We start from the raw sequence: 21,533 nt of genomic DNA on the forward strand, positions 1-21,533 counted from the left end.
GACATCCTGTCGGGCTTGACCGGCCTGCGGTTAAACCTATTCTGAGGTCAACAGATAGACCGCTGGTTTCGCCCCGGTAAAGCATACCAGGTCGGCCACGGACAGAGTGAGGCTGGAAAATTGGCTGTCGCCCTCGACATAAACGACACTGCACGAGCACCTGCGAAAGCCGGGCTGGAAGCTATTTCAGCTCTTGTTGAACAGGACATGCGGGCGGTGAATGCGCTCATTGTAGAGCGTATGCACTCCCCGGTTGCTCTTATTCCTCAACTTGCAGGACATATCGTCGCCGCCGGCGGTAAACGTCTGCGTCCCATGCTGACGCTGGCTTCAGCCCAACTCTGCGGCTACGAAGGTCAGCGTCACCTTGCGCTGGCGACCTGTGTCGAGTTCATCCACACCGCGACCCTGTTGCATGACGATGTTGTGGACGAGAGCGACCTGCGCCGCGGTCTCGCGACCGCCAACGCGCTGTTCGGCAATAAAGCCAGTGTTCTGGTCGGGGACTTCCTGTTCAGCCGCGCCTTTCAGTTGATGGTCGCGGACGGATCGCTCGAGGTCTTACGAATTCTTTCCGACGCATCCGCCATTATCGCGGAGGGCGAGGTACACCAACTGCTGACCTCGAACGATACGACGACCACGGAAGAAGCCTATCTGGAAGTCATCAGCTCGAAGACCGCCGCGCTCTTCGCGGCCGCCTGCCGGATCGGCGCTGTGGTGGCTGAGCGTCCCGAAACCGACGCCGAAGCCCTGGATCGTTTTGGCCGGAGCCTGGGCATTGCGTTCCAGCTTGTCGATGATGTCCTGGATTTCTCTGCCCGTCAGGCAGAACTGGGCAAAAGCGTCGGCGATGATTTTCGGGAGGGCAAGATTACCCTGCCCGTCGTCCTTGCTTTCGCTCGCGGCAATGAGGAAGAACGCACCTTCTGGCGCCGGTGCCTCGAGGATCTCGAGCAGCGAGCCGGCGATCTCGAACAGGCGATCGCATTGATGACCAAGCACAACGCCCTGGAAGAGTCCATGGAACGGGCCCGCAACTATGGGCGCGATGCTTGTGAGGCTCTTGACGGTTTCGCGGACTCGCCGATCAAAAGCGCATTGCTGGAAGCCGTCGAATTCTCGATCGACCGGGCTTACTGAAGTCCCTGTAGCTCATTCGCTCGGCGCAGTGCCTGGAGCGTGGCCGGCGGCTTGCGGATTTACTTGGGCTCGCTCAGCTTCGCGTAGAGATCGGGTGAAATCAGGATGTCTTCCAGCCGGTTCAGAAAGCCCTGGGCAATAGTCGAATCCCGGTTGATCTCACGCAGGATGTTTCTCAGGACCGTGCTGCCTTCGGGGAAACGGCGCATCTGGCGGACTGTGTCTTCCGCGAGCTTTTCGCCGAGGGGCCAATCATCCTGATAAACACCGCTGTCCTCCGCGACGTCCCAGTAATGAGGCGTGCCATCGGCATCGACACTGTATGTGGGAAAGGCGGACCATTGCTCTTCCCACCAGCGCTCGGCGCGTTCGGCCTCTTCGACGCCTTTGAGGGTGCAGGCCGGGACGGCGCCCAGATCTGCGCCCTGATTGCTGGAGGGCAGTGCATGGATCGTTGCGGGGCTGCTCATTTTCTCTCTCCTTTATCCTCTCATGACCGCGGCGTCCGGTGTCGCGGGAGAAGCTGCGTTTAAACCGAAAAGTATTTTGCCTGCGGGTGATGAAGCACGATGGCGCTGGTCGACTGCTCAGGATGAAGCTGGAACTCATCGGAGAAATCGACACCGATCTGTTCCGCATTCAGCAGGTTTAGAAGATGATGCTGATCTTCCAGGTTCGGGCAGGCCGGGTAGCCGAAGGAATAGCGCGAGCCGCGGTAACCCTGCTGCAGCATCTTCGACATATCGCGGTCATCCTCGTGGCCGAAGCCCAGCTCGCCACGGATCCGCTTGTGGACGTATTCGGCAAGCGCTTCCGTCAGCTCGACGCCCAGGCCATGCAGGTAGAGATAATCCTGATAGCGGTTGTCGGCGAACCACTCACGGGCGACATCGGCAACCGTCTGGCCCATGGTCACGATCTGCATGCCGAGCACGTCGCGCTGGCCCGTCGAGACGTCACGCAGGAAATCGGCGATACATAAGCCGCCCGCGCGCGCCTGGCGGGGCAGAGTGAAGCGCCCCACCTCTTTATCGTGATCCTCGGCATCGAACAGGATCACGTCATTGCCTTCCGCATTCGCAGGCCAATAGCCATAGACCGCCTGGGGCCGCAGCACGTCCTGCTGTTTGCAGACATCGAGCATACGCTTGAGAACCGGCCGCAGCTCCTGTCTTGCCCAGACCATGTAGTCTTGCAGCGAACGGCCGTCCTTGCGGTAACCCCACTGGAACTGGAAAAGCATACGGTCGTTCAGGAACGGCAGCAGAGCGTCCACCGGTGCGCGGGCGATAACCCTTGGTCCCCAGAAGGGCGGCTCGGGAATTTCGACGCCGTCTGCCAGTTCCTCGCGGCGCAGGCGGGTTTCCTCCAGATCCACCGGACGTTCGTCGGCGTCGGCGGGTCGGCCCAGTTGCTTCTTGGTGTTGACCTTTCGGCCTTCGATCTTCGCCTTGCGCTCGGCGACATGGCTGTCGAAGTCGTTGGCCACGATCTTCTGCATCAGGTCGAGGCCGTCGAAGGCATCGCGGGCATAAGCGACACGCCCGGAATCGTAGGCCGCGACACAGTCGGTTTCGACGTAGTGCCGGGTCAGTGCAGCGCCGCCGAGCATGACGGGGACCTCCACGTCGTCCTTGGAAAGGCGCTCCAGATTTTCGCGCATGACCACAGTCGATTTGACCAGGAGCCCACTCATGCCGACTGCATCCGCGTTGTGTTCACGCACCGCCGCGACGATACTCTCGATCGGCTGTTTGATCCCCAGGTTGACGACCTTGTAGCCGTTGTTCGTCAGAATGATGTCGACCAGGTTCTTGCCGATGTCGTGCACATCGCCTTTGACGGTGGCCAGGACGATGATGCCTTTCTCCTGACCTTCTTCCTTCTCCATGAAGGGCTCGAGGTAGGCGACGGCGGCCTTCATGGTCTCGGCGGATTGCAGCACGAAGGGAAGTTGCATCTTGCCGGCGCCGAAGAGCTCGCCGACGACCTTCATGCCGGCCAGCAGGTGAATGTTGATGATGTCCAACGGCGGCATTTTGGCGAGGGCTTCATCCAGGTCCTCCGTGAGACCCTGTTTGTCCCCGTCCACGATGCGCTCCTGAAGGCGGGTTTCCACATCCTCGGCCCGTTCCTTCTTTTCCGCTTTGGCGGCGGTCCGACCCTCGAAAAGCGCGAGGTAGGCCTGCAGAGGATCATAGGTCTCGCCGTTCTCCAGTGTGGCGCGCCGGTCGAAGATCAGGTCCTCGGCGATCTTAACCTCTTCCTCGGGGATTTTGTGCAGGGGCATGATCTTAGAGAGATGCACGATGGCACCGGTCAGACCGCGCTTGATGGCGTGATCCAGATAAACCGAGTTGAGCACATGCCGTGCCGCCGGGTTCAGGCCGAAGGAAATGTTGGAGAGGCCCAGCACGATCTGGCAGTCGGGGAGCTCCTGCGAAATCCGCTCAATGGCGTCCAGCGTCCAGAGACCCAGCTTGCGGTCGTCTTCGTTGCCGGTACAGATGGTGAAGGTGAGGGGATCGAAGATCAGGTCTTCCGATGGCAGACCGTGTTGCACACAGGCGAAGTCGTGAAGTCGTTTTGCGATCTCCACTTTTTTCTCGACGTCTTTGGCCATGCCGTCTTCGTCGATGGTCAGGGCAATCACGGCTGCACCGAACTTGCGGGCCAGCTTGACCCGCTTCTCGGCCGGCTCCTCTCCGTCCTCGAAGTTGATCGAATTGAGGATGCCCTTGCCGCCGTAGAGTTTGAGAGCCTGCTCCAGAACCGACAGTTCTGTGGAGTCCAGCACCAGCGGGGCCGTCACCGATCCGCGCATGCGGGTCACGACCTCTTCCATCTCGGCCGACTCGTCCCGGCCGACAAAAGCGGTGCAGACATCGAGCGCGTGTGAACCTTCCTTGACCTGTTCGACCCCCATGGCGACACAGCCTTCCCAGTCGCCTTCTTCCTGCAACTGGCGGAACTTGCGGCTTCCGTTGGCGTTGCAGCGCTCGCCGATCGAGAGGTAGGCATTCTCCTGCCGCAAGGAAACCGGGCTGTAGAGGGAGGCGATGGAGGGGACCCAAAAGGGCTTGCGTTCAATAGGTTTCGGACGCGCACCTAAGACGTCACTCGAGCCGGAGAGATTACGCAGCATGGCGTCTACGGCAGTAATGTGTTCGGGCGTGGAACCGCAACAGCCGCCGACCATGTTCAGGCCGTCTTCGGTGATGAAGCGCTCCAGCCATTTCGCCAACTCGTCCGGTGTCAGCGGATAATGAGTATGGCCGTCGACCAGTTCCGGCAGGCCGGCATTCGGCTGCAGGGACAGCAGGCCCTTCCAGTTCTCGGACAGCCAGCGCACATGGGCCGCCATCTCTTGCGGTCCGGTCGCGCAGTTCAGGCCCAGGATCGGGATGTCCAGGGAATCGATGATCGTTGCCGCCGCCGCGATGTCGGTTCCGACAAGCAGGGTGCCGGTGGTCTCGACCGTAACCTGCACCATGATCGGCAGGTCGAACCGGCCCGCTTTTTCACGCGCAAACTTCGCCGCATTCACCGCGGCTTTGATCTGCAGGGGGTCCTGACAGGTCTCGATGAGGATGCCGTCGACGTTGCCGTCGATCAGTCCGGCGCACTGAATCTGCAGTGCGGTTTCCAGTTCGTCGTAGCCGACGTGACCGAGGGAGGGCAGGCGGGTTCCAGGACCGACTGAGCCCAGCACAAAACGCTCACGGCCGTCAGGACCGAAGGTCTCGGCGGCTTCGCGTGCGAGCTCACCTGCCCGGCGATTGATTTCAAAGGCGCGGTCCTGCAAATCGAATTCACCGAGGGTAAGCGGCGATCCGCCAAAGCTGTTGGTCTGCACGATATCCGAACCGGCGGCGTAGTAGCCTTTGTGGATCTCGATCACCACATCCGGGCGGGAGAGGTTGAGAACTTCGGTACAGTTCTCCTTGTCCCAGTAATCCCGTTCGATGTGCAGGTCCATGGCCTGCACGCGGCTCCCCATGGCGCCGTCGCACAGCAAAACGCGGTCTTGAAGAGCTTCAATAAAAGTACTCATAGGATTACAGTCGTGCCTCGTCTTGGGTGTTCTTTTTCGCTTCCGTGACCCGATCAAGCCCGGGCGTGCGCAGCATCCGGCAAATGGCCGCCGTCAGTTCGTAGCGGTTCAGAGTATAGAAATGGAACTCCTCGACGCCCCGGGTCTGCAGGTAACGGCACTGCTCCACAGCCGTCGCGGCGGCGACAAAACCGCGCGCGACCGGTTCGTCGTTCAGATCATTGAAGAGCGCAGCGAGCCAGTCCGGGACCTTGGCGCCGCACATCTTCGCGAATTCAACAGTCCGCTCGAAGTTCGTTATCGGCAGAATACCCGGAATGATCGGCTGTGAGATGCCTGCGGCCCGCGCGCGGTCCAGAAACCGCAGATAGTCATCGGGATTGAAAAAGAACTGCGTAATGGCCTGATGAGCGCCTGCGTCCAGTTTGCGCTTCAGATTGTCCAGATCCGCGGCGGCTGAATCTGCTTGAGGATGGACTTCCGGATAGGCTGCGACAGAGACTTTGAAGTTCGCGACACGTTTCAATCCGGCAACAAGGTCCGATGCATAGGCATAGCCGTCCGGATGAGGATGATAGCGGCCGTCTGTCTTGGGCGGGTCACCACGAAGGGCCACGATATGCCGGATTCCAGCGTCCCAATAGGCGCGCGCAACATCATCGATTTCGCCGCGGCTTGCGCCAACGCAGGTCAGATGCGCCGCGGGTTCCAGGTCGGTTTTGTTACGGATACGCTTCACGGTTTCCAGCGTCTGCGCCTGCGTACCGCCGCCCGCGCCATAGGTCACCGAAACGAAGCAGGGTGCCAATGGGCGCAGGTGCTCAATCGTGCTCCAGAGCTTTTGCTCCATCGCCGGCGTTTTGGGCGGGAAGAATTCGAAGGAGACTTTGGCGATCTTATCGGCAGGCGCAAAGATGATGCGCTCATTGTCGCTCGTTGCTGAATTCTGCGGCTGGGTCGAGGCGCTCATGGATCCAGGGTCCTTGTGTATAACGGTACGGGTTGTCGTGCGTCTTTCGGACAGCGGGCCTGCCGCCGTCCGGTTAGTGGAGTCCGGTTAGTGGAGTTGGTCTTCCGCGGGGCGTTCTGCCGTCCAGATCCCCACAGTCAGGGGATCCCCCGGAAGTTCGACGTGCTGGCTGGAGATCAATCCGGCGTCTGCGCACCATGTTTTGATGTCTTCATCTTTGAAACCAAGCCAGCGGTGGGAGTGTTGCTCCCGCAGGTAGTCCAGGTCATGGGCCTGGAAATCCACGAGGATAAGCTTGCCGCCAGGACGCAGCGCGCGGGCGGCTTCGGCCAGAACCTCGGTCGGCGTTTCCGCGAAATGCAGAACCTGATGCAGGGTCACGGCGTCGAAGCTGCCGCCCTGAACCGGCAACTGGTACATATCGCCTTGCTTGACGGTGCAGTTGCGCAGGGCGGCCTGCTCGATATTGGCGCGTGCTACCATCAGCATTTCGCGCGAGAGATCGACGCCGACCGCTTTGGTGGCCCGGGGCGCGAGCAGTTCCATCACGCGGCCTGTACCGGTCCCCACGTCGAGCAGGTCGCCGATCTGATCGCCCGGCAGCATTTCCAGAAGCTTTTGCTCGACCTCCTGCTCGTCGACATAGAGAGAGCGGATCCGGTCCCATTGCTCGGCATTACGGCGAAAGTAGTCGGATGCGCGCTCGCTGCGTGCCCGGCGGATGCGTTCCAGGCGCTCGAGATCGCGGGTGAGGGTGGGGTCGTTCGATGGAATGGCGTCTACCAGCGTCCGGGCGAGCTCCGCCCCGGTGCCGTGGGTGGTGAGCCTGAAATAGACCCAACTTCCCTCGCGCGAGCGGTCCATGAGACCGCCGTCGCACAGAAGCTTGAGATGGCGTGAGACCCGGGGCTGACTTTGCCCGAGAATCGACGTCAGGTCCGAAACAGTCAGATCGCTGTGCGCGCAAAGAGCGAGCAGGCGCAATCTGGTTGCTTCGCCAGCGGCTTTGAGAGCGGAGAGAAGCGTATCCATATCGGCGATCTTCGCTGCTAGGGGTTAATATTGTGATAATGTAGATATAAAGATATCTTTATGTCAATAATCAAAATATGAAGGTTTTGGGGCAGGGCTGAAGATCAGGAGGCAAAAAGTATAAGCTTTCTCAGCCGGGTAACGGACGAGAGCGCTTACTGGTGGTGATGCCTGACGCAGGGGCCGCTTGAGCCAGTGGGTGTAACAGAGGCACTGATCGCGACGCCAATCGTCGCAGAGGCGTTGGTTGGCGGGCGCGCGCTCATTTGGCCAGGGAGCAGGTGGCCAGGGAGCAGGTGGCCAGGGAGCAGCTGGATAGGAAGCAGGCCGGATGAAGGGTGCCAGGGATGTCGTTGGCCTGGCGGGTAAAAGCGTCAGGTCACCGTGGTTCGGTCGTTCGTGACGTATTAAACCTAAACCGCGTCGTGAATATGACGGCTTAACTTTAAGGCTTTACTGGATTTTCGACATATTGGTCGGGGAGAGAGGATTCGAACCTCCGGCCCCTACGTCCCGAATGACAGGGAAGTCGCGCAAAACAGGCAAATAGCAGCCAATCTTGCCAATCGCTATGTTCAATCCTTTCAAAACCTTACCATTCTTGTCCTAAGAGTTCCGCAAACAGGTTTGCGCTTCGGCGAGGGCCGTTGTCATGACTGACAGCGAGCGTCGCGACATTTTAACGCGTGTGAACGTGAAGCGTCTCAGGACGGGGAAAATCAGTCTCGTTCTTGAGTTTGAAGCTGAGGATCTTGCTTCCCTTCTTGGGGACCTCGGTCTTCTTACCGACACTAGCCAGTCACGTAAGGCGTATAACCAGGCCAGGACTGAAGCTGATCGCCGCGAACGATTGCGAGCCGCTCGTGAACTCGGCCCTAAGCTCGAAGAGCAGGCACAGGAACTACAGCGCTGCGGTATGCTGCGCACTTTCGCTCTCGCTCAGGTTGCTGATACGCATGGCCTTTCAGTTGATGATGTGCGGACCTATCTCCGCCTGCACCGTATTCAGAGCAGGAAAAACAGAGAACAAGCCGTTGTTGATGCTGTCGAAAGAGGCCTGAGTTACCGTCAGATATCCGACGAAATGTGTGTTTCTCGAAGCACAGTCGGAAATATCGCGAGAAGGGCTGGAATCAAACCAAAGGCCCCAATCAACAAGAAGCGCAAGCTGGGAGGGAGGGGTCGATGACCCAGGTTCCGTCTGGCTCGCTGCATTGCAAGAGTTTCGCCCGTGGGGAGGTAGTAGCCCCTGCGGGACTTTGGGAGCGCGGTGCTGAGGCTTCGGGGTCTATCCCGCCCTCGGCCCGTCTCTTCCGCCCTGGTGGTTCATCGAACGATCCCGGTGTTAGCTCGCCAGGCACCGTTGTTCACGAAACTGCCTGCGCTTCCAAAGCGCTTGCTACTTCGCCTTCAGGTGAAATCGGTCTTTCCGCGTGCTCTGATGTCGGCCGTCCTAGCTTCAGGACCGCCCCAGCCCTTGATAGACACGCAAGTAGTGTTTCCTCCCTGGCCGATGAAACACAGGCGGTTGTTGCCAGTCAAACCGGCCTCAGTGCTCGCGATGCGGTTGCCTGGGCCGAAGCGCAACAGCGCCGCGCCAAGATCGATTCGGATACTCGGCTCGTTGCCGACACGCTCCGGCGCTACGGCATGGACATGCGCCGCAAGGATCAAACCCTGATCCAGGTCGGTCTCGTGACTGGTGCGGTGTCATCGGCTGTTGAGGGCTATCAGCGCAGCGTGTTCCTGCCGTCTGTCGCGGCTTCGATCCGGCGCGAGATGGTGGATGAGCTCGAACACTTCCTGAAGCGCGATCCCAAGGGCAGGTACGCGCGCTATGTCGTCATCACATCCGGGCAGCGATGTATCGCGCCTGATCTGCGTTGGAGGATCCAGAGTTTTAACCGGAAAATCTCGAAATGGCGCGCGACAGTCTGTAAGGCCTTCGGCATCGACGTTCTGTTGCGGGCCTTAGAGTTTCCTTGGGAAAAGGGGAAGGGGTTCCACGTTCATTCAAATGTCATCCTCGTACCGCGTTCTAGGCTTTCCAAGGGCGATTGGGCCGATTTCTTCGAGCGAACGCGGCACTACTTCGGTTCCTGGTGGCGGGACAACGGCCGCTTAAGCGACGTCCGGGAGGCAGTCAAATACTGCATTAAGGGCGACGATCTCATGAAGATGTGCCGGGAGGATCCGAACGCCTTGGCGAACGCTTACGTGTACACGCGCGGCTTGCACCTGGTGCAGCCCATGGGCGCGTTCCGCGAATGGCGCAGCGAGCTTAAGGCCGACCGCAAAAAGGTGGTCGCGATCCATGACCGGGAAGGCAACCGGCGGCTCGTCGTGATTGACCGCAAGCGCAAGGACGATGAAAGCTGCAGGTCGATGGAAGGCGGCGAGAACCAGGTAATTTCCATCAGCCTGCCGAGCGCCCGATTTAGCCGCTTCAAGGAGCCGGTGGCGCTGATCGCGAACCCGAATCTCGACCGGCTCTGGGGCGAAGGCTCCGGAGAGCTTTTCAAGCACCACCTCGAGGCTCTCGAACACTGGCGCGCCAATGGTGCGCCGGATCCCCGCGTCGCGCTCCAGGAGGCCTCTGAGGCGCTGGCAAACTCGTTTCATCAAGCGAGGTTCGGCGACAGTACGGACCTTTATAGTTCACACGAGCACAGTAACTGTCCAGAGACCGGGGCCATCCCGGCATCAGAAAGGATCGAAAATGGCACTCACGGACCGCCAATCATTGGCGCGGAGCGCACTCGATGCGCTTCAGACCGGCAATTCACAGCTTGAAGCGGCCACGATGATCACAAAAACGACCATCGGGCTCGCCCTGTTCCCGGTGACTCTGGGGCTCCTGGTGTTTTCACTCTTTTGGCCACTCTGGGCGTTCGATGCAAGGCCTCCCCGGGGCCATCTCCGGAGCCTGAACGCTGGGTTCCCTTCATTTCCCGGGAACCGCCCGGGGAGTGTCCCCGCCCTTTGAAATCAAAGGGTTTTCTTCCTCAACTGTGTTTAAACCGAAGGACAACACGATGAATACCTTAAATAGCGATGTAGTCATTGATCCAAAAGAGTTTGGCGTGCACCTCAGAAAAGCGCGTGAAGCTGCGAAACTCTCGCGAGCAGATATCCACAAAAAGACGAATATTCCAGTCAAAGCAATTGAGAAATTCGAACGCGGAGAACAGGAAGTGTCTGTGTTCAGGGCTATCTCGATTTGCAAGTGTCTTGGAATTTCGTTCGATCATTTAATGGCTGATCTCGAAACAGGTTCGCTCGCCTCGCCTGGGCAGGATGGAAACGAATCTTATCCGGTTCTAGTATCCAGTAACCCGGACCCTGAAAACTCGGATGAGCATGCGATGCTCGAAGAGGCGGGCGCTATCATTGATAGATTGGACCGCTTTCGAGCCGAGGGGTTTGAAGGCTTGATCTGTCGAGCTTTGGTGTCAATGGATCACGCTTTCAACATGCTTGAGATGTTGGAACCACCTGGACTGTTGAGCATTGCACACGACGCACAGCTGTCCAGGAAGAGTCTTCCAACTCCGATTGAGCTAGAAGATGCGTTTGAAGAAGACTTTGATACAGCGATCGCACAGCGTGATGAGTTGATTAATCGAATCATCGATACGGCGGTTTTCGGGTACGACCTTTATCAGGTTGACATTGACCTCATCAAAGATCTTGCCGACCACTTCGAGCGCGAAGATCACATTGAAAATGCTTCCGGGCTGACAAGTCACCAGGACGGCCACGCGGTTTTTGTTCCTCTTGTTCGAAAGAGGCTTCGTCAGTTGGCGTTGACCGGTCGCGCTCCCATGCTTGCTAATATTGCTTCGGACACTGAGTTTCGCGCTGAATCGAAAGTAGAGATCGCATCCGAGAAAAACCCGTTCGCTTTTTGGGAGTTTGGCCAGTCTGAGTAGTCCATTGGTGTTGCAGTATAAAGCACGTTAGGCAGCGCGCGACCTAACGTGCTTTATCGATATCATGCCGATTGAAGGTTGCAAGAGTAAGTCATATAGGCTACGAATGCCTTATTGGGTACGGTTTATCGTACCCATTTTTGAATTGAGAAGCGATGACTGATCCAGATAAGACTGCGACTCCTGAGCCAACATTGGGCCAAGTTTTGCGACGAGCCCGTGAGCAGAAAGGTATGCAACGGACCCGGCTTTCTGAGTTTTCAGGAATTAATGTGAACTCAATTGCTAGATACGAGCTGGCGGGTCAGGATGGTGGGAAGTATCCGCCCATGCAAAATGCAATAAAGCTCTGTTATCTACTCGACTTAGACCCCAGAACAATCTTTGATAGTATGCTTTTTCATAGTGATTTTGAAGCAGATACTGGGTTTACGTTTCGTAATTATTTTTGGCAACAAGACTTCGCTTGCTTCCAAGTCGGTGAGGTGCCGGATGGTGTTGTCACCTCGGCCGTCGAACGTCGAATCACCGATGGGCTTTCTCAAATTGCAGATCGTCTGGAAAGGCTCGAAGCGAAAATGGAAAGCGGCCCGGATCAAAAAGACCCGAGCCGCCCATCTCAAGCCACCCGTAAAGCTGTTGGCGCAGCTTCGAAGACAACCCCTCTAAAGGAACGAAAGGAATCTTCATGAGTGATCTTAGCAGTCAAGAAAATAGCGTTGAAGATGCGAATGCGCAAGCTGCCGATCCGTTACTGACGCTCCAACAAGTCGCGGAGCGCCTTAGCGTTTGCTATGAGACAGCGCGTCTGATGGTCAAGCGTGGCGAGATAGCAAGCATCCGCCGGTCAGGTTGGGTTCGGGTCCCATTGACTGCCATTAACGATTTTCTGGAACATAACGCATGCCCCGCCCAAAACAGCCTCCACGTCTCGTCGAAATCAAAGGTCGGGAAAACTGGTACATCCGAGACGGTCGCGAAGTCGTTTCGACTGGCGCGACGGATCGGACGGAGGCCGAGCAATGCTTGATCGACTACAACAACCACAAGGCTGCACCGGCCAGAACTGCGTCGATTTGGGAGCTCCTAGACAAGCGAATGGAGGATATGCGAGGCCGGGAAGTCGCTCGCGCCGACAACACCAGATCCTATCACAAGCATTTGTGTGGGCACTTTGGAAAGCTGAGACCCGATCAGATCACCAGTGTCCACGTACATGCTTATTGGAAACTACGCGAAAAGCGGCCGGCCGCGTTGCGAGACGAATTGATCGAATTGCGGACGACTTTAAAATTCGCATTGGACAGTGGTTGGATCAACAGGGTGCCTCGGATCGATATCCCTGCGAAGAGACCACCTCGCTACCGCTTTATCACGAGAGAAGAAGCCGCTTCGCTTCTGTATGCGGCAGACCTGCCTCATCTCCGGGCCTTTATACTGATCGCCATGACTACCGGTGCCCGCAAGGGCGCTATCTTGGGGCTGACATGGGACCGCGTGGATTTGGAGAATTGCCGAATCGACTTTCACGATCCGGAACGCCGGATGACCAAGAAAAGGCGTACCGTGGTTCCGATAGCAACAACCACAGCAGAGGCCTTGGAATACCTCAGGCGGTGTGCTCAAACGCCTTTCGTAATCGAGTTTTTGGGCAAGCCCGTAAAGGATGTGAAGAAATCTTTCCAAAGGGCTTGCGAGAGCGCAAAGCTGAAGAACGTAACTCCGCACACGCTGAAGCACTCGGTAATTTCCTGGCTCGCGATGGATGGGTTCACGGTGGACGAGATTTCGGATATGACGGCGACCACGCGCGAGACCATCATAACTGTTTATCGAAAGTTCGACCCTGGATACCTTGCGCCAGTGGCAAAAAGCTTGGCTCCACCCGAAGGTATCGCAAACCAGTTTGCGAAACTGTCCCAGGAGCCAGAAAGCCAGAAACGGCAAAACTCGCAGGGTTCTCACGCTTTTTTGGTCGGGGAGAGAGGATTCGAACCTCCGGCCCCTACGTCCCGAACGTAGTGCTCTACCAGGCTGAGCTACTCCCCGGAGCCGCGGCGGTTATAGCTTGCCGCATTTCATTTGGCAACGCCGCAATTCAGAGTTTTCAGCAGGATTCGAGCCTCCGATCGCAAAGACTTCGAGCCTGTGGCGCCACGAGCCGCGCAGATTCGGATGCGTGTGGTTCCAAAAAGGAACGTCGCCGAAATTAGGACGGGATTTCAATTGTTAACAGGCGTCGCTTTACCGCTCGCATGAAGCAGTGAGCCGTTTTGGGCTTGTGCTGCGCCATCGCAGTAAGATAGCGTTTGCGCCAAGGAAAAAAGTATCAATCAAATGATACAGCCGACTGGTGATGACGGACCACATAAAAGTCCGCACACCATTGTATTGGGGGCGGCCAAAAAAATGAAAATAGGGAGTGAATAATCATGCATGTTCGAAGTCTACTTACCACCACTGCGTCCGTTTTAGCGCTTGGGGGATTTCTTGTTGCCGCGTCGGTGAACTCTGCGGCAGCTGCCGACAAACGGGTCAATTGGAAAATGGGCAGTGCATTCGGGAGTAAGCTGACCCAGCTCGGCACTCTGGGTGTCAGCCTTTCGGAAAAGGTCCAAAGAATCTCGGGTGGCAATATCCGTCTGAAATTCTTTGAGCCAAATGCGCTGGTCCCGCCACTTGAAATGTTCGACGCCATCTCCGCCGGTTCTTTGGATGCCGCCTGGTCGACATCGGGCTATTGGGTGGGCAAGAACGAAGCCTTTGCGATGTTCTCCGCCGTGCCCTTCGGGCCGAGTGCGGGTGAATACGGTGCCTGGATCTATTACGGCGGCGGCAAGGAGCTGATGGACGAACTCTATGCGCCGCACGGGATCAAATCGATCACCTGTGGCGTGATCGCCCCTGAAGCCTCCGGCTGGTTCCGCAAGGAGATCACGAGCACGGAAGATCTCAAGGGTCTGAAGATGCGGTTCTTTGGTCTTGGTGCCAAAGTAATGGAGAAAATGGGGGTCTCCACCCAGCTTCTCGCCGGCGGCGATATCTTCCCGGCACTGGAGCGCGGTTCGATCGACGCGACCGAATTCTCCATGCCGGCAATCGATCTGAACCTCGGCTTCTATCAGGTTGCCAAGCACTACTATTTCCCGGGTTGGCATCAGCAGTCCACGCTGTTCGAGCTGATGATGAACCGCGAAAAGTGGGATGCCCTGTCGGATCTGCAAAAAGCGCAGATCGAGACGGCCTGCGGCGACAACTTCCGCGAAGGTATGCTCGAAGGTGAAGCGATCCAATTTAAAGCGCTTCAGGAACTGCAGAGCAAAGGCGTGACCATCCATCGTTGGGACCCCGCCGTTCTGGACGAACTTCGCGCGGCCTGGAACGAGGTGGCGAACGATCTCTCGGCCAGCAATCCCGATTTCAAGAAAGTCTGGGCCTCTCTGTCGGAGTTCCGTGAGAACTACAAGATCTGGAAAGACCTCGGTTATTTGAACTAGAACCGAGCCGCTTTTCTGAAGAGTGAAATGCCGGAGATGCAGACCCGCGTCTCCGGCGTGCTCTTCCAGCCGGGAAAGACAGGACGCTCTGAAAGAGCGGATCTGATTAGGGGCAGGTTTTGGTAATGCGGCAGATTACGTGCCGTGAGACCGGCACGCGTATTTCAACTGATGCATGAAGTGCGTGAAGCCGTTTCCGAGGGGAGCGTTACGCGGAATGGAACAGCTGGTTAAAATCAGCGATTTTCTCGACAAAGTCATTACGAAGATAGCGAAGGTCGCGGCCTGGGCGGGCGTCGCCTTGATCCTTGTCACTATTTTTGACGTCGTGACACGCCGGTTCTTTGTCTTGGGATCGACCAAGCTGCAGGAGCTTGAGTGGCACTTCCACACCATTCTCTTCGCCTTTTGCCTTGGTTTTGCCTACCTCAAGGACTCGCACGTCCGCATCGACATCGTGCGGGAACGCTTAAGCGAGCGGACCCAATGGTGGATTGAGCTCTCTGGGTGTCTCTTCTTCCTGCTGCCCTACTGTGCGCTGGTGACTTACTTCGCGTACGACTTTACGGTGCGCTCGTTCCAGATCGGCGAGATCTCCGCCTCTGCGACCGGGTTGAGCCACCGCTGGATCATCAAGAGCGCCATTCCCATCGGCTTCGCGCTGCTGGGGCTCAGCGGCATCGTGATTACCCTCAGAAAAATCGTTGAACTCTTCGGGCCGCCTGACTTGCGGAAGAAGGTGCACGACACCGAAGAGCAAGAGGTCGAACACTTGGACGACATGACTGACATTCCACGGCCGGCCGGGCCGGCGGGCACAGCCGGATCGGGCGGATAAGCGGCCATGGAATACTTTTATTTTGAAGACTATCTGCCCCTGTTCATGTTCGTGGCTTTGGCTTGTCTGCTGTTCCTTGGTTATCCGGTGGCCTTCACCTTGGGCGGGATCGGGCTGGCGTTCGGTCTGATCGGGATGTACTGGGAAGTTTTCGAGTTCATCAACTACTTCAATATCGTACCGCGAATCTGGGGCGGGATTGCCGAAAATCTCATCCTGACAGCTGTGCCCATGTTCATCTTCATGGGCACCATGTTGGAGCGCAGTGGCGTTGCCGCCGATCTCTTGCATTGTCTCCAGGTCTTGCTACGCCGGGTCCCGGGCGGCCTTGCTCTTTCGGTGACGTTGATGGGCACGATTATGGCGGCGACGACCGGCATCATCGGCGCGTCTGTGGTGATGATGACCCTGCTCGCGCTCGGGGTCATGTTGGATCAGAAATACGACAAGGCCCTGGCGACAGGAACGATTGCGGCATCCGGCACGCTGGGAATTCTAATTCCACCCTCGATCATGCTGGTCATTATGGCAGACCTTCTCGCGAGGTCCGTTGGCAATCTTTTTGTGGCCGCGATCGTGCCCGGTTTCATGTTGGCCGGGATGTACGTGCTTTACATCCTCGTGCGTTGCGGCCTGAAACCCTCCCTGGCGCCGCCTCTGTCCCATGATCAGGGACCGGAATCGGCCAGCGGTCTCGCCTTTATGGTCGCGCGCTCCTTTATTCCGCCGCTGTTCCTGGTGTTTCTGGTTCTGGGATCCATCGTTTTCGGCTGGGCCACGCCGACGGAGGCGGCTGGTGTAGGGGCAGGCGGCGCCGTCTTCCTCGCCTTGCTGAACCGAAAGTTGAGTTTCGGCGTCCTTAAAGACGTCGTCGAACGTTCGGCGCTGACTGGAGGAATGATCTTCGGGATTTTCCTGGGCGCGACCTGTTTTTCCTACGTCTTCCGGCAGCTTGGTGGAGACCACCTGGTTGTCTCGCTGGTTGATAGCCTGGGTCTGGGGTCCTGGGGGCTCCTGCTGCTTTTGATGGCGCTCACCTTCTTCCTGGGGTTCTTCTTCGACTGGATCGAAATCACCCTGATCGTATTACCGGTTTTCTCCCCCATCATCGCGGCGCTCGAATTCGGCGATCATGTCGACAAGTTCGAGGTGGTTTACTGGTTCGCCATCTTACTGGCGGTCAATTTGCAAACCTCGTTCCTGACCCCACCCTTCGGTTTTGCGCTGTTCTACATGAAAGGGGTCGCGCCTCCGAGCATCAAAATTCAGAATATCTACCGCGGCATTATCCCCTTCGTGATGATTCAATTGGTAGGTCTGGGGCTGGTGATGGCCTTTCCGGACCTGGCGCTCTGGCTGCCGAGGGTCATGTTGAATTGAACGATCGGGAAGGTGTCACGGACCTCCGTCATAGCGGCATCACGTGAGCGCGCCTGTCGACGACAGGCTCATCTAACGACAAAAGAAAACGGCGCAACCTATTTGGGTTGCGCCGTTTCCGTTTCGCCAGGTTTTACCGAGAGGAGGGATGTTACGCCGCGAATTGGTCCAGTTTGGACATGAGATACTCGAGATCGTCTTCGGTCATCTGGCTCGAGGGATCTTCAAACTGTGTGAGGACCCGCTCGAGGATCTTGTTGGTAAAGCGGAACCTGTCGTTGCTGAGGCCATCATAATCGGTCTCATTTACGAGTTCGACGCAGGCCCGAACGGCAGGCAGAAGAACGATGGGAAGTTGGGCCTTCTTATGGATCGATTCCAGCCCCAGTTTGCCGCCGTCGTGAATAAGCTGACGGGCATTCTGGATCGGTATGTTGGCCAGCTCAGCCATGGCATACTCGAAGAATTTGATGTCACCCGTGCAGAGGGCTCGGAGTACGAGCGAGGAGGACAGGCGCTGGCTCCGGTGGAGCTGTCGAACCAGTTGGATCAGTTCGGCGTCGCTGGAGCCTTCCTTCAGAAGTGTGACGGTAGCGCGCTCGCGGGCCTGCAGAATGAGATTGTGAGCTTTATCCGACGGCAGGTCGTGGTTCTTGACCATGTAGTCCTGAAGCTGCTCGGTCAGTGCCGAGACGAGCTGTTCCGCGATTGCGGCGGGCAGGGTCGGGCGGCGTGCCATGGAGTCCGAAACAGCGTCGCTGTTCTTGTAATTGTCCATGACACGGGTAAGCGCTTTTTCGTTGAGATCGGCGCCCTCGTTCGAAACCAGACGTGCCACAGCCTTTTCGTTGCCCGTATCGATCAGGGCATCTGCGACCTTGGAAGACACTGTCGGACGCTGGGCGACCGCCATCTGTTTGGAAGAGTCGTCGCTGGCAACGATTTCAACCAGGTCTTCATCCGTCAGCACGTCCGAGAACTTCAGCACCGGCAGGGCCACCGAGTCGACATCGTTGGCCATGGCCAGGGCGACATCGTGAGGCAGATCGCGGCTCGTTTTCAGGTGATTCGCCAAGGTCTCACGGACCGAGAGTTCGACGTCTTTTACGAGCGAGCGGAAAATCTCTTCCGCGATCTCACGTTCCGCGTCGCCAAGTTCCTGGCTTGCGAACTGGCTGGCGATTTTTTCAGTCGTCTCGGCACGGACCTTCGGAGAAGGATCCGCCATCAACTTGGCGACGTCTGCTTGCGATAAGCTATTTGTCATAGGCCCGATACCTGTAATCATCACTTCGCTTGTGAGTGGAAGCGGTCGCTCGACCGGTTCTGTACCTCGGTGCGAAAATCCAGTTTGACTATAGCGATGGGTCAGTTAAGGCATGTTTAACACCAGAGGAGGATTGCGCCTCGAGCCGGTGGTCGGGCGTGTGATTCACCCTCTAAACCTATGATCTGTGACCACATTCAGGTTTTCCGGCGAATCGACGAAAATCTGACAAACGCCACGGCACAGTTGATTTTTAACAACTATGCATTTGTTTTTATTAAAATTTTTCCAATGTGGTCTGAGCCGGTGCCCTTATTCGCCGCGTACCACCATCACCGACATTTTTGCGTGGCGGACAACCCGGGCCGCATTCGGTCCGAGCAGGTAGTCCTTGAGCTCAGGACGGTGCGACGACATCACGATCAGATCGGCTTTGCATTCGCCCGCAATCCGAAGAATTTCCTCGTAGATTGTCCCATGGCCGACAATGTGCTGGACCGTGAGGTCTTTCGGCACCTTTTCCGAGACATAGGCGTGGAGCTTTTCAGTGATGGTCTCTCGGGCCTTGGCCTCGTAGTCTTTAGGGAAGAACGAGCCGACCATGCTCATGCCGAAGTCCGGAATCACAGTCATGACATGGAGCGTACCGCCCGATGACTCTGCCTGCTGTACAGCGGCTTTCAGGGCTTTTTCCTGGCTCTCGACATTATTCAGGTCGACAGCCAACAGGATGTCTTTAAACATAGCTAACTACTCCAGTTACGCCGCGGCCAGCGAAGGTTCTTTCTTCCGGCGGCCGCGCTGCATCATGATGATCAGGCCCAGCACGATCAATGCCGGGATATACATCAGTTGCTTGGCGGGCTGCTCGACCGGGGCGAAAACAATGACGATCTTCTGGCCGAAATCAAGGCCAGCAGCCTGGGCCGGGCTGTCGAAACCAGCGTTATCGACCTCGACGTCTTCGCCGTCGATCAGGAGTTCAAGACCGGCATTAAAGAGGCGGTCTTCGCCCGTTTCACCTTCACCCAGTTCGAGCAGTGCTACGAAACTGCGGGGTTCTCCGACCGCGTCCTCACCGTCAATCCGCAGGCGCAGCTGCTGTCCCGGTTCCATGGCATCGGCAACTTGAACGATCTGATTCGGCGCCGTTTCGATGCTCGGGGGTGAAATCATGTCCATCCAGAAACCGGGGCGGAACAGAGTAAAGGCGATCAGCAGCAGCAACACCGTTTCATAGGACCGGTTCCGCGCAAGGAAGTAGCCCTGTGTTGCGGCTGCAAAAATCAGCATCGCCGCTGTTGCGACAATGAAGACGATAATACCCTCCACCAGACTCACATCGATCAGAAGGAGATCTGTGTTGAAAATGAAGAGGAACGGCAGGGCTGCCGTCCGGAGGCTGTAGAAGAAAGCCACGAAGCCGGTTTTGATGGGATCTCCACCCGAGACGGCCGCGGCCGCGAAGGAAGCAAGACCGACCGGTGGGGTTACGTCCGCCATGATGCCGAAATAGAAGACGAAAAGGTGCACGGCAATAAGCGGGACAATCAGACCCGAATCCTGACCGAGCTGGACGATAACCGGCGCCAGAAGGGAAGAGACCACGATGTAGTTGGCCGTGGTCGGAAGTCCCATACCGAGAATCAGGCTGAGAATGGCGGTCAACAGCAGCATCAGCATGATGTTGCCGAGTGATAGGATCTCCACCAGTTCCGCCAGCACCAGACCGACGCCGGTCTGCGAGACGGCACCGACGATAATGCCAGCTGTTGCGGTGGCGATACCGATACCGATCATATTGCGCGCACCGGCAATCAGGCCGTCAATCAGCTCATCCCAGCCCTGCTTGAGATACACGCCCGCATTACCCAAGCTCCGGAACATGGCGAACAGAGGGCGCTGGGTGATCATGATGAAGATCATGAAGGCCGTCGCCCAGAAGGCCGAGAGGCCCGGCGAGAGCCGTTCGACCATAAGGCACCAGATCAAAACGATCACCGGCAGGATGTAGTGCAGTCCCGACTTTACGGTGGGACCGACTTCAGGAAGCTCCACGACTGGTGAATTGGGATCGTCCAGTTCCAGTTCCGGATAGCGCGCGCAAAAGCGGATCAGGCCGAGATAAACGACGGCCAGAAGGGCCGCAATCACGAAACCGGCCGCATCCCCTGCGGCGGGTTTGATCCAGCCAAGCCCATAGTAAACCGCAAAGGACAGGCCGCAGACCAGGGCGATACCGAACGCCGTCATGGTTAGGAACTTCAGTAGAGGTGTGGGTTCGCCGCGGCGGGGCAGGCCCTGCATGTCAGCCTTCATGGCTTCGAGGTGCACGATGTAAACCAGCGCGATGTAGGAGATCAGCGCCGGGATAAAGGCGTGTTTTACGACCTCGAAGTAGGAGATGCCGACGTATTCGACCATCAGAAAGGCTGCCGCGCCCATAACCGGTGGCATGATCTGGCCGTTGACCGATGAGGCGACTTCGACCGCGCCGGCCTTTTCCGGTGAGAACCCGACACGTTTCATCATGGGGATCGTAAAGGTGCCGGTCGTCACCACGTTGGCGATCGAGGAACCGGAAATCAAACCGGTCATCGCGGATGCAACGACAGCGGCCTTCGCCGGGCCGCCGCGATAGTGACCAAGCAGAGAGAAAGCGACCTTGATGAAGTAATTGCCTGCGCCGGCCTTATCCAGCAGCGCACCGAAGAGGACGAAGAGGAATACGAAGCTGGTCGAGACGCCCAGCGCGATGCCGAAGACACCTTCAGAAGAGAGCCACTGATGGTAGGCGACGGCGCCGAAGCTCGCGCCTTTCCACGCCAGGATCCCGGGCATGTTCGGGCCGCCAAAAGTGTAGATCAGGAATACGATTGCGACGATCATCAGGGGTGGTCCGAGCGCGCGCCGTGTTGCTTCCAGCAGCGTCACGATGCCGATGCAGGCAATGATGATGTCCATCGTGTTCGGATTGTTGGGACGACTGGAGATCTCTGTGTAGAACAGGAAGTTGTAGGCCGCCGCGAAAGCCGCGACGATGGCGAGAATCCAGTCCTGGATCGGAATGTGGTCGCGCGGCGAGCGCTTGAGGGCCGGATAGGCCAGGAAGGCCAGAAAGACCGAGAGGGCCAGGTGGATCGCTCTGGATTCCGTGGTGTTGAATACGCCGCCGAAAATGAAAGGCAGCGGAGATGCGATCCAGAGTTGGAACAGGGACCAGACCAGGGCCGCGCCGAGAATAGTTCTGGCTGCGTAGCCTGACGGGTTTCGGGCGCCGGTATCCGCCGCAGCCACCATATCCTGGAGCTCAGCCTCGGAAGCCGGTTTTCCCGTGTTTTGATCGCTCATATCGTCCCCCGGTATTCTTTATCGTATTTCGACGAGCTGTTTTTGTTTGCCTGAGAATGAGGCTTATAG

Annotated in this window: 17 protein-coding genes and 1 tRNA gene; 10 read left to right on the top strand and 8 right to left on the bottom strand. The window is 57.5% G+C overall.

The window, feature by feature from the left end:
• Positions 1–120: 120 nt before the first annotated feature.
• A complete protein-coding gene (locus tag FKG95_RS06575) occupies positions 121–1,143 on the top strand; it encodes a polyprenyl synthetase family protein (RefSeq protein ID WP_246116705.1) in 1,023 nt (340 codons plus the stop codon).
• A gap of 59 nt (positions 1,144–1,202) precedes the next feature.
• Here FKG95_RS06575 and FKG95_RS06580 read toward each other — a convergent pair whose 3' ends face one another.
• The 4 genes from FKG95_RS06580 to FKG95_RS06595 form a co-directional block, all read right to left on the bottom strand.
• Positions 1,203–1,613 carry a hypothetical protein gene (locus FKG95_RS06580; protein ID WP_142895530.1) on the bottom strand — a complete coding sequence of 137 codons (411 nt, stop codon included), beginning with the start codon at positions 1,611–1,613 and terminating at the stop codon, positions 1,203–1,205.
• Between the two features lie 59 nt (positions 1,614–1,672).
• Positions 1,673–5,197, bottom strand: coding sequence for a methionine synthase (gene metH, locus FKG95_RS06585; protein WP_142895531.1), 3,525 nt, complete (start codon positions 5,195–5,197; stop codon positions 1,673–1,675).
• A gap of 4 nt (positions 5,198–5,201) precedes the next feature.
• Positions 5,202–6,167: a methylenetetrahydrofolate reductase [NAD(P)H] gene (gene metF, locus FKG95_RS06590; protein WP_142895532.1), complete on the bottom strand. Its 966-nt coding sequence runs from the start codon at positions 6,165–6,167 to the stop codon at positions 5,202–5,204.
• An 87-nt stretch (positions 6,168–6,254) separates the two neighbouring features.
• Positions 6,255–7,199: an ArsR/SmtB family transcription factor gene (locus FKG95_RS06595; RefSeq protein ID WP_142895533.1), complete on the bottom strand. Its 945-nt coding sequence runs from the start codon at positions 7,197–7,199 to the stop codon at positions 6,255–6,257.
• Positions 7,200–7,851: 652 nt separating this feature from the next.
• Here FKG95_RS06595 and FKG95_RS06600 point away from each other — a divergent pair.
• The 6 genes from FKG95_RS06600 (at position 7,852) to FKG95_RS30430 (ending at position 13,153) form a co-directional block, all read left to right on the top strand.
• A complete protein-coding gene (locus FKG95_RS06600) occupies positions 7,852–8,388 on the top strand; it encodes a helix-turn-helix domain-containing protein (protein WP_142895534.1) in 537 nt (178 codons plus the stop codon).
• Positions 8,385–9,992: a hypothetical protein gene (locus FKG95_RS06605; protein WP_142895535.1), complete on the top strand. Its 1,608-nt coding sequence runs from the start codon at positions 8,385–8,387 to the stop codon at positions 9,990–9,992. Before FKG95_RS06600 ends, FKG95_RS06605 begins: the two co-directional genes overlap by 4 nt.
• A gap of 242 nt (positions 9,993–10,234) precedes the next feature.
• Entirely contained in the window at positions 10,235–11,131 is an 897-nt protein-coding gene (locus tag FKG95_RS06610; RefSeq protein WP_142895536.1) for a helix-turn-helix domain-containing protein, read from the top strand.
• 155 nt (positions 11,132–11,286) lie between these two features.
• Positions 11,287–11,823, top strand: a complete 537-nt coding sequence (locus FKG95_RS06615) for a helix-turn-helix domain-containing protein (protein WP_142895537.1) — start codon at positions 11,287–11,289, stop codon at positions 11,821–11,823.
• Positions 11,820–12,161, top strand: a complete 342-nt coding sequence (locus tag FKG95_RS30425; RefSeq protein WP_142895538.1) for a helix-turn-helix domain-containing protein — start codon at positions 11,820–11,822, stop codon at positions 12,159–12,161. The genes FKG95_RS06615 and FKG95_RS30425 overlap by 4 nt, the downstream gene beginning before the upstream one ends.
• A gap of 77 nt (positions 12,162–12,238) precedes the next feature.
• Complete coding sequence (locus tag FKG95_RS30430; protein ID WP_425456741.1) at positions 12,239–13,153, top strand: tyrosine-type recombinase/integrase; 915 nt, start codon at positions 12,239–12,241, stop codon at positions 13,151–13,153.
• On the opposite strand, the gene FKG95_RS06630 is transcribed toward FKG95_RS30430, so the two are convergent.
• Positions 13,104–13,180: transfer RNA gene (locus FKG95_RS06630), tRNA-Pro, on the bottom strand. The genes FKG95_RS30430 and FKG95_RS06630 overlap by 50 nt on opposite strands.
• Positions 13,181–13,563: 383 nt before the next feature.
• Between FKG95_RS06630 and FKG95_RS06635 the strand changes: the two genes are divergently transcribed.
• From FKG95_RS06635 to FKG95_RS06645, 3 genes are all read left to right on the top strand, one after another.
• A complete protein-coding gene (locus FKG95_RS06635) occupies positions 13,564–14,628 on the top strand; it encodes a TRAP transporter substrate-binding protein (RefSeq protein WP_142895539.1) in 1,065 nt (354 codons plus the stop codon).
• 217 nt (positions 14,629–14,845) lie between these two features.
• Positions 14,846–15,466 carry a TRAP transporter small permease subunit gene (locus FKG95_RS06640; protein ID WP_142895540.1) on the top strand — a complete coding sequence of 207 codons (621 nt, stop codon included), beginning with the start codon at positions 14,846–14,848 and terminating at the stop codon, positions 15,464–15,466.
• A 6-nt stretch (positions 15,467–15,472) separates the two neighbouring features.
• Positions 15,473–16,846 carry a TRAP transporter large permease gene (locus FKG95_RS06645; protein ID WP_142895541.1) on the top strand — a complete coding sequence of 458 codons (1,374 nt, stop codon included), beginning with the start codon at positions 15,473–15,475 and terminating at the stop codon, positions 16,844–16,846.
• Positions 16,847–16,997: 151 nt separating this feature from the next.
• On the opposite strand, the gene spbR is transcribed toward FKG95_RS06645, so the two are convergent.
• The 3 genes from spbR to FKG95_RS06660 form a co-directional block, all read right to left on the bottom strand.
• Positions 16,998–18,113, bottom strand: coding sequence for a SpbR family protein (gene spbR, locus FKG95_RS06650; RefSeq protein ID WP_142895542.1), 1,116 nt, complete (start codon positions 18,111–18,113; stop codon positions 16,998–17,000).
• 312 nt (positions 18,114–18,425) lie between these two features.
• Entirely contained in the window at positions 18,426–18,857 is a 432-nt protein-coding gene (locus FKG95_RS06655) for a universal stress protein (RefSeq protein ID WP_142895543.1), read from the bottom strand.
• Positions 18,858–18,872: 15 nt separating this feature from the next.
• Positions 18,873–21,464: a TRAP transporter permease gene (locus FKG95_RS06660; protein ID WP_142895544.1), complete on the bottom strand. Its 2,592-nt coding sequence runs from the start codon at positions 21,462–21,464 to the stop codon at positions 18,873–18,875.
• Positions 21,465–21,533 lie beyond the last annotated feature (69 nt).

The sequence above is a fragment of the Denitrobaculum tricleocarpae genome, assembly GCF_007004665.1.
In the GTDB taxonomy this organism is placed as follows: domain Bacteria; phylum Pseudomonadota; class Alphaproteobacteria; order Kiloniellales; family Kiloniellaceae; genus Denitrobaculum; species Denitrobaculum tricleocarpae.

Bases quoted from the DNA above. Each gene is read 5' to 3' on its own strand.
- FKG95_RS06580 (WP_142895530.1), bottom strand. From the start codon at position 1,613: ATGAGCAGCCCCGCAACGATCCATGCACTGCCCTCCAGCAATCAGGGC.
- metH (WP_142895531.1), bottom strand. From the start codon at position 5,197: ATGAGTACTTTTATTGAAGCTCTTCAAGACCGCGTTTTGCTGTGCGAC.
- metF (WP_142895532.1), bottom strand. From the start codon at position 6,167: ATGAGCGCCTCGACCCAGCCGCAGAATTCAGCAACGAGCGACAATGAG.
- FKG95_RS06595 (WP_142895533.1), bottom strand. From the start codon at position 7,199: ATGGATACGCTTCTCTCCGCTCTCAAAGCCGCTGGCGAAGCAACCAGA.
- FKG95_RS06600 (WP_142895534.1), top strand. From the start codon at position 7,852: ATGACTGACAGCGAGCGTCGCGACATTTTAACGCGTGTGAACGTGAAG.
- FKG95_RS06605 (WP_142895535.1), top strand. From the start codon at position 8,385: ATGACCCAGGTTCCGTCTGGCTCGCTGCATTGCAAGAGTTTCGCCCGT.
- FKG95_RS06610 (WP_142895536.1), top strand. From the start codon at position 10,235: ATGAATACCTTAAATAGCGATGTAGTCATTGATCCAAAAGAGTTTGGC.
- FKG95_RS06615 (WP_142895537.1), top strand. From the start codon at position 11,287: ATGACTGATCCAGATAAGACTGCGACTCCTGAGCCAACATTGGGCCAA.
- FKG95_RS30425 (WP_142895538.1), top strand. From the start codon at position 11,820: ATGAGTGATCTTAGCAGTCAAGAAAATAGCGTTGAAGATGCGAATGCG.
- FKG95_RS30430 (WP_425456741.1), top strand. From the start codon at position 12,239: ATGCGAGGCCGGGAAGTCGCTCGCGCCGACAACACCAGATCCTATCAC.
- FKG95_RS06635 (WP_142895539.1), top strand. From the start codon at position 13,564: ATGCATGTTCGAAGTCTACTTACCACCACTGCGTCCGTTTTAGCGCTT.
- FKG95_RS06640 (WP_142895540.1), top strand. From the start codon at position 14,846: ATGGAACAGCTGGTTAAAATCAGCGATTTTCTCGACAAAGTCATTACG.
- FKG95_RS06645 (WP_142895541.1), top strand. From the start codon at position 15,473: ATGGAATACTTTTATTTTGAAGACTATCTGCCCCTGTTCATGTTCGTG.
- spbR (WP_142895542.1), bottom strand. From the start codon at position 18,113: ATGACAAATAGCTTATCGCAAGCAGACGTCGCCAAGTTGATGGCGGAT.
- FKG95_RS06655 (WP_142895543.1), bottom strand. From the start codon at position 18,857: ATGTTTAAAGACATCCTGTTGGCTGTCGACCTGAATAATGTCGAGAGC.
- FKG95_RS06660 (WP_142895544.1), bottom strand. From the start codon at position 21,464: ATGAGCGATCAAAACACGGGAAAACCGGCTTCCGAGGCTGAGCTCCAG.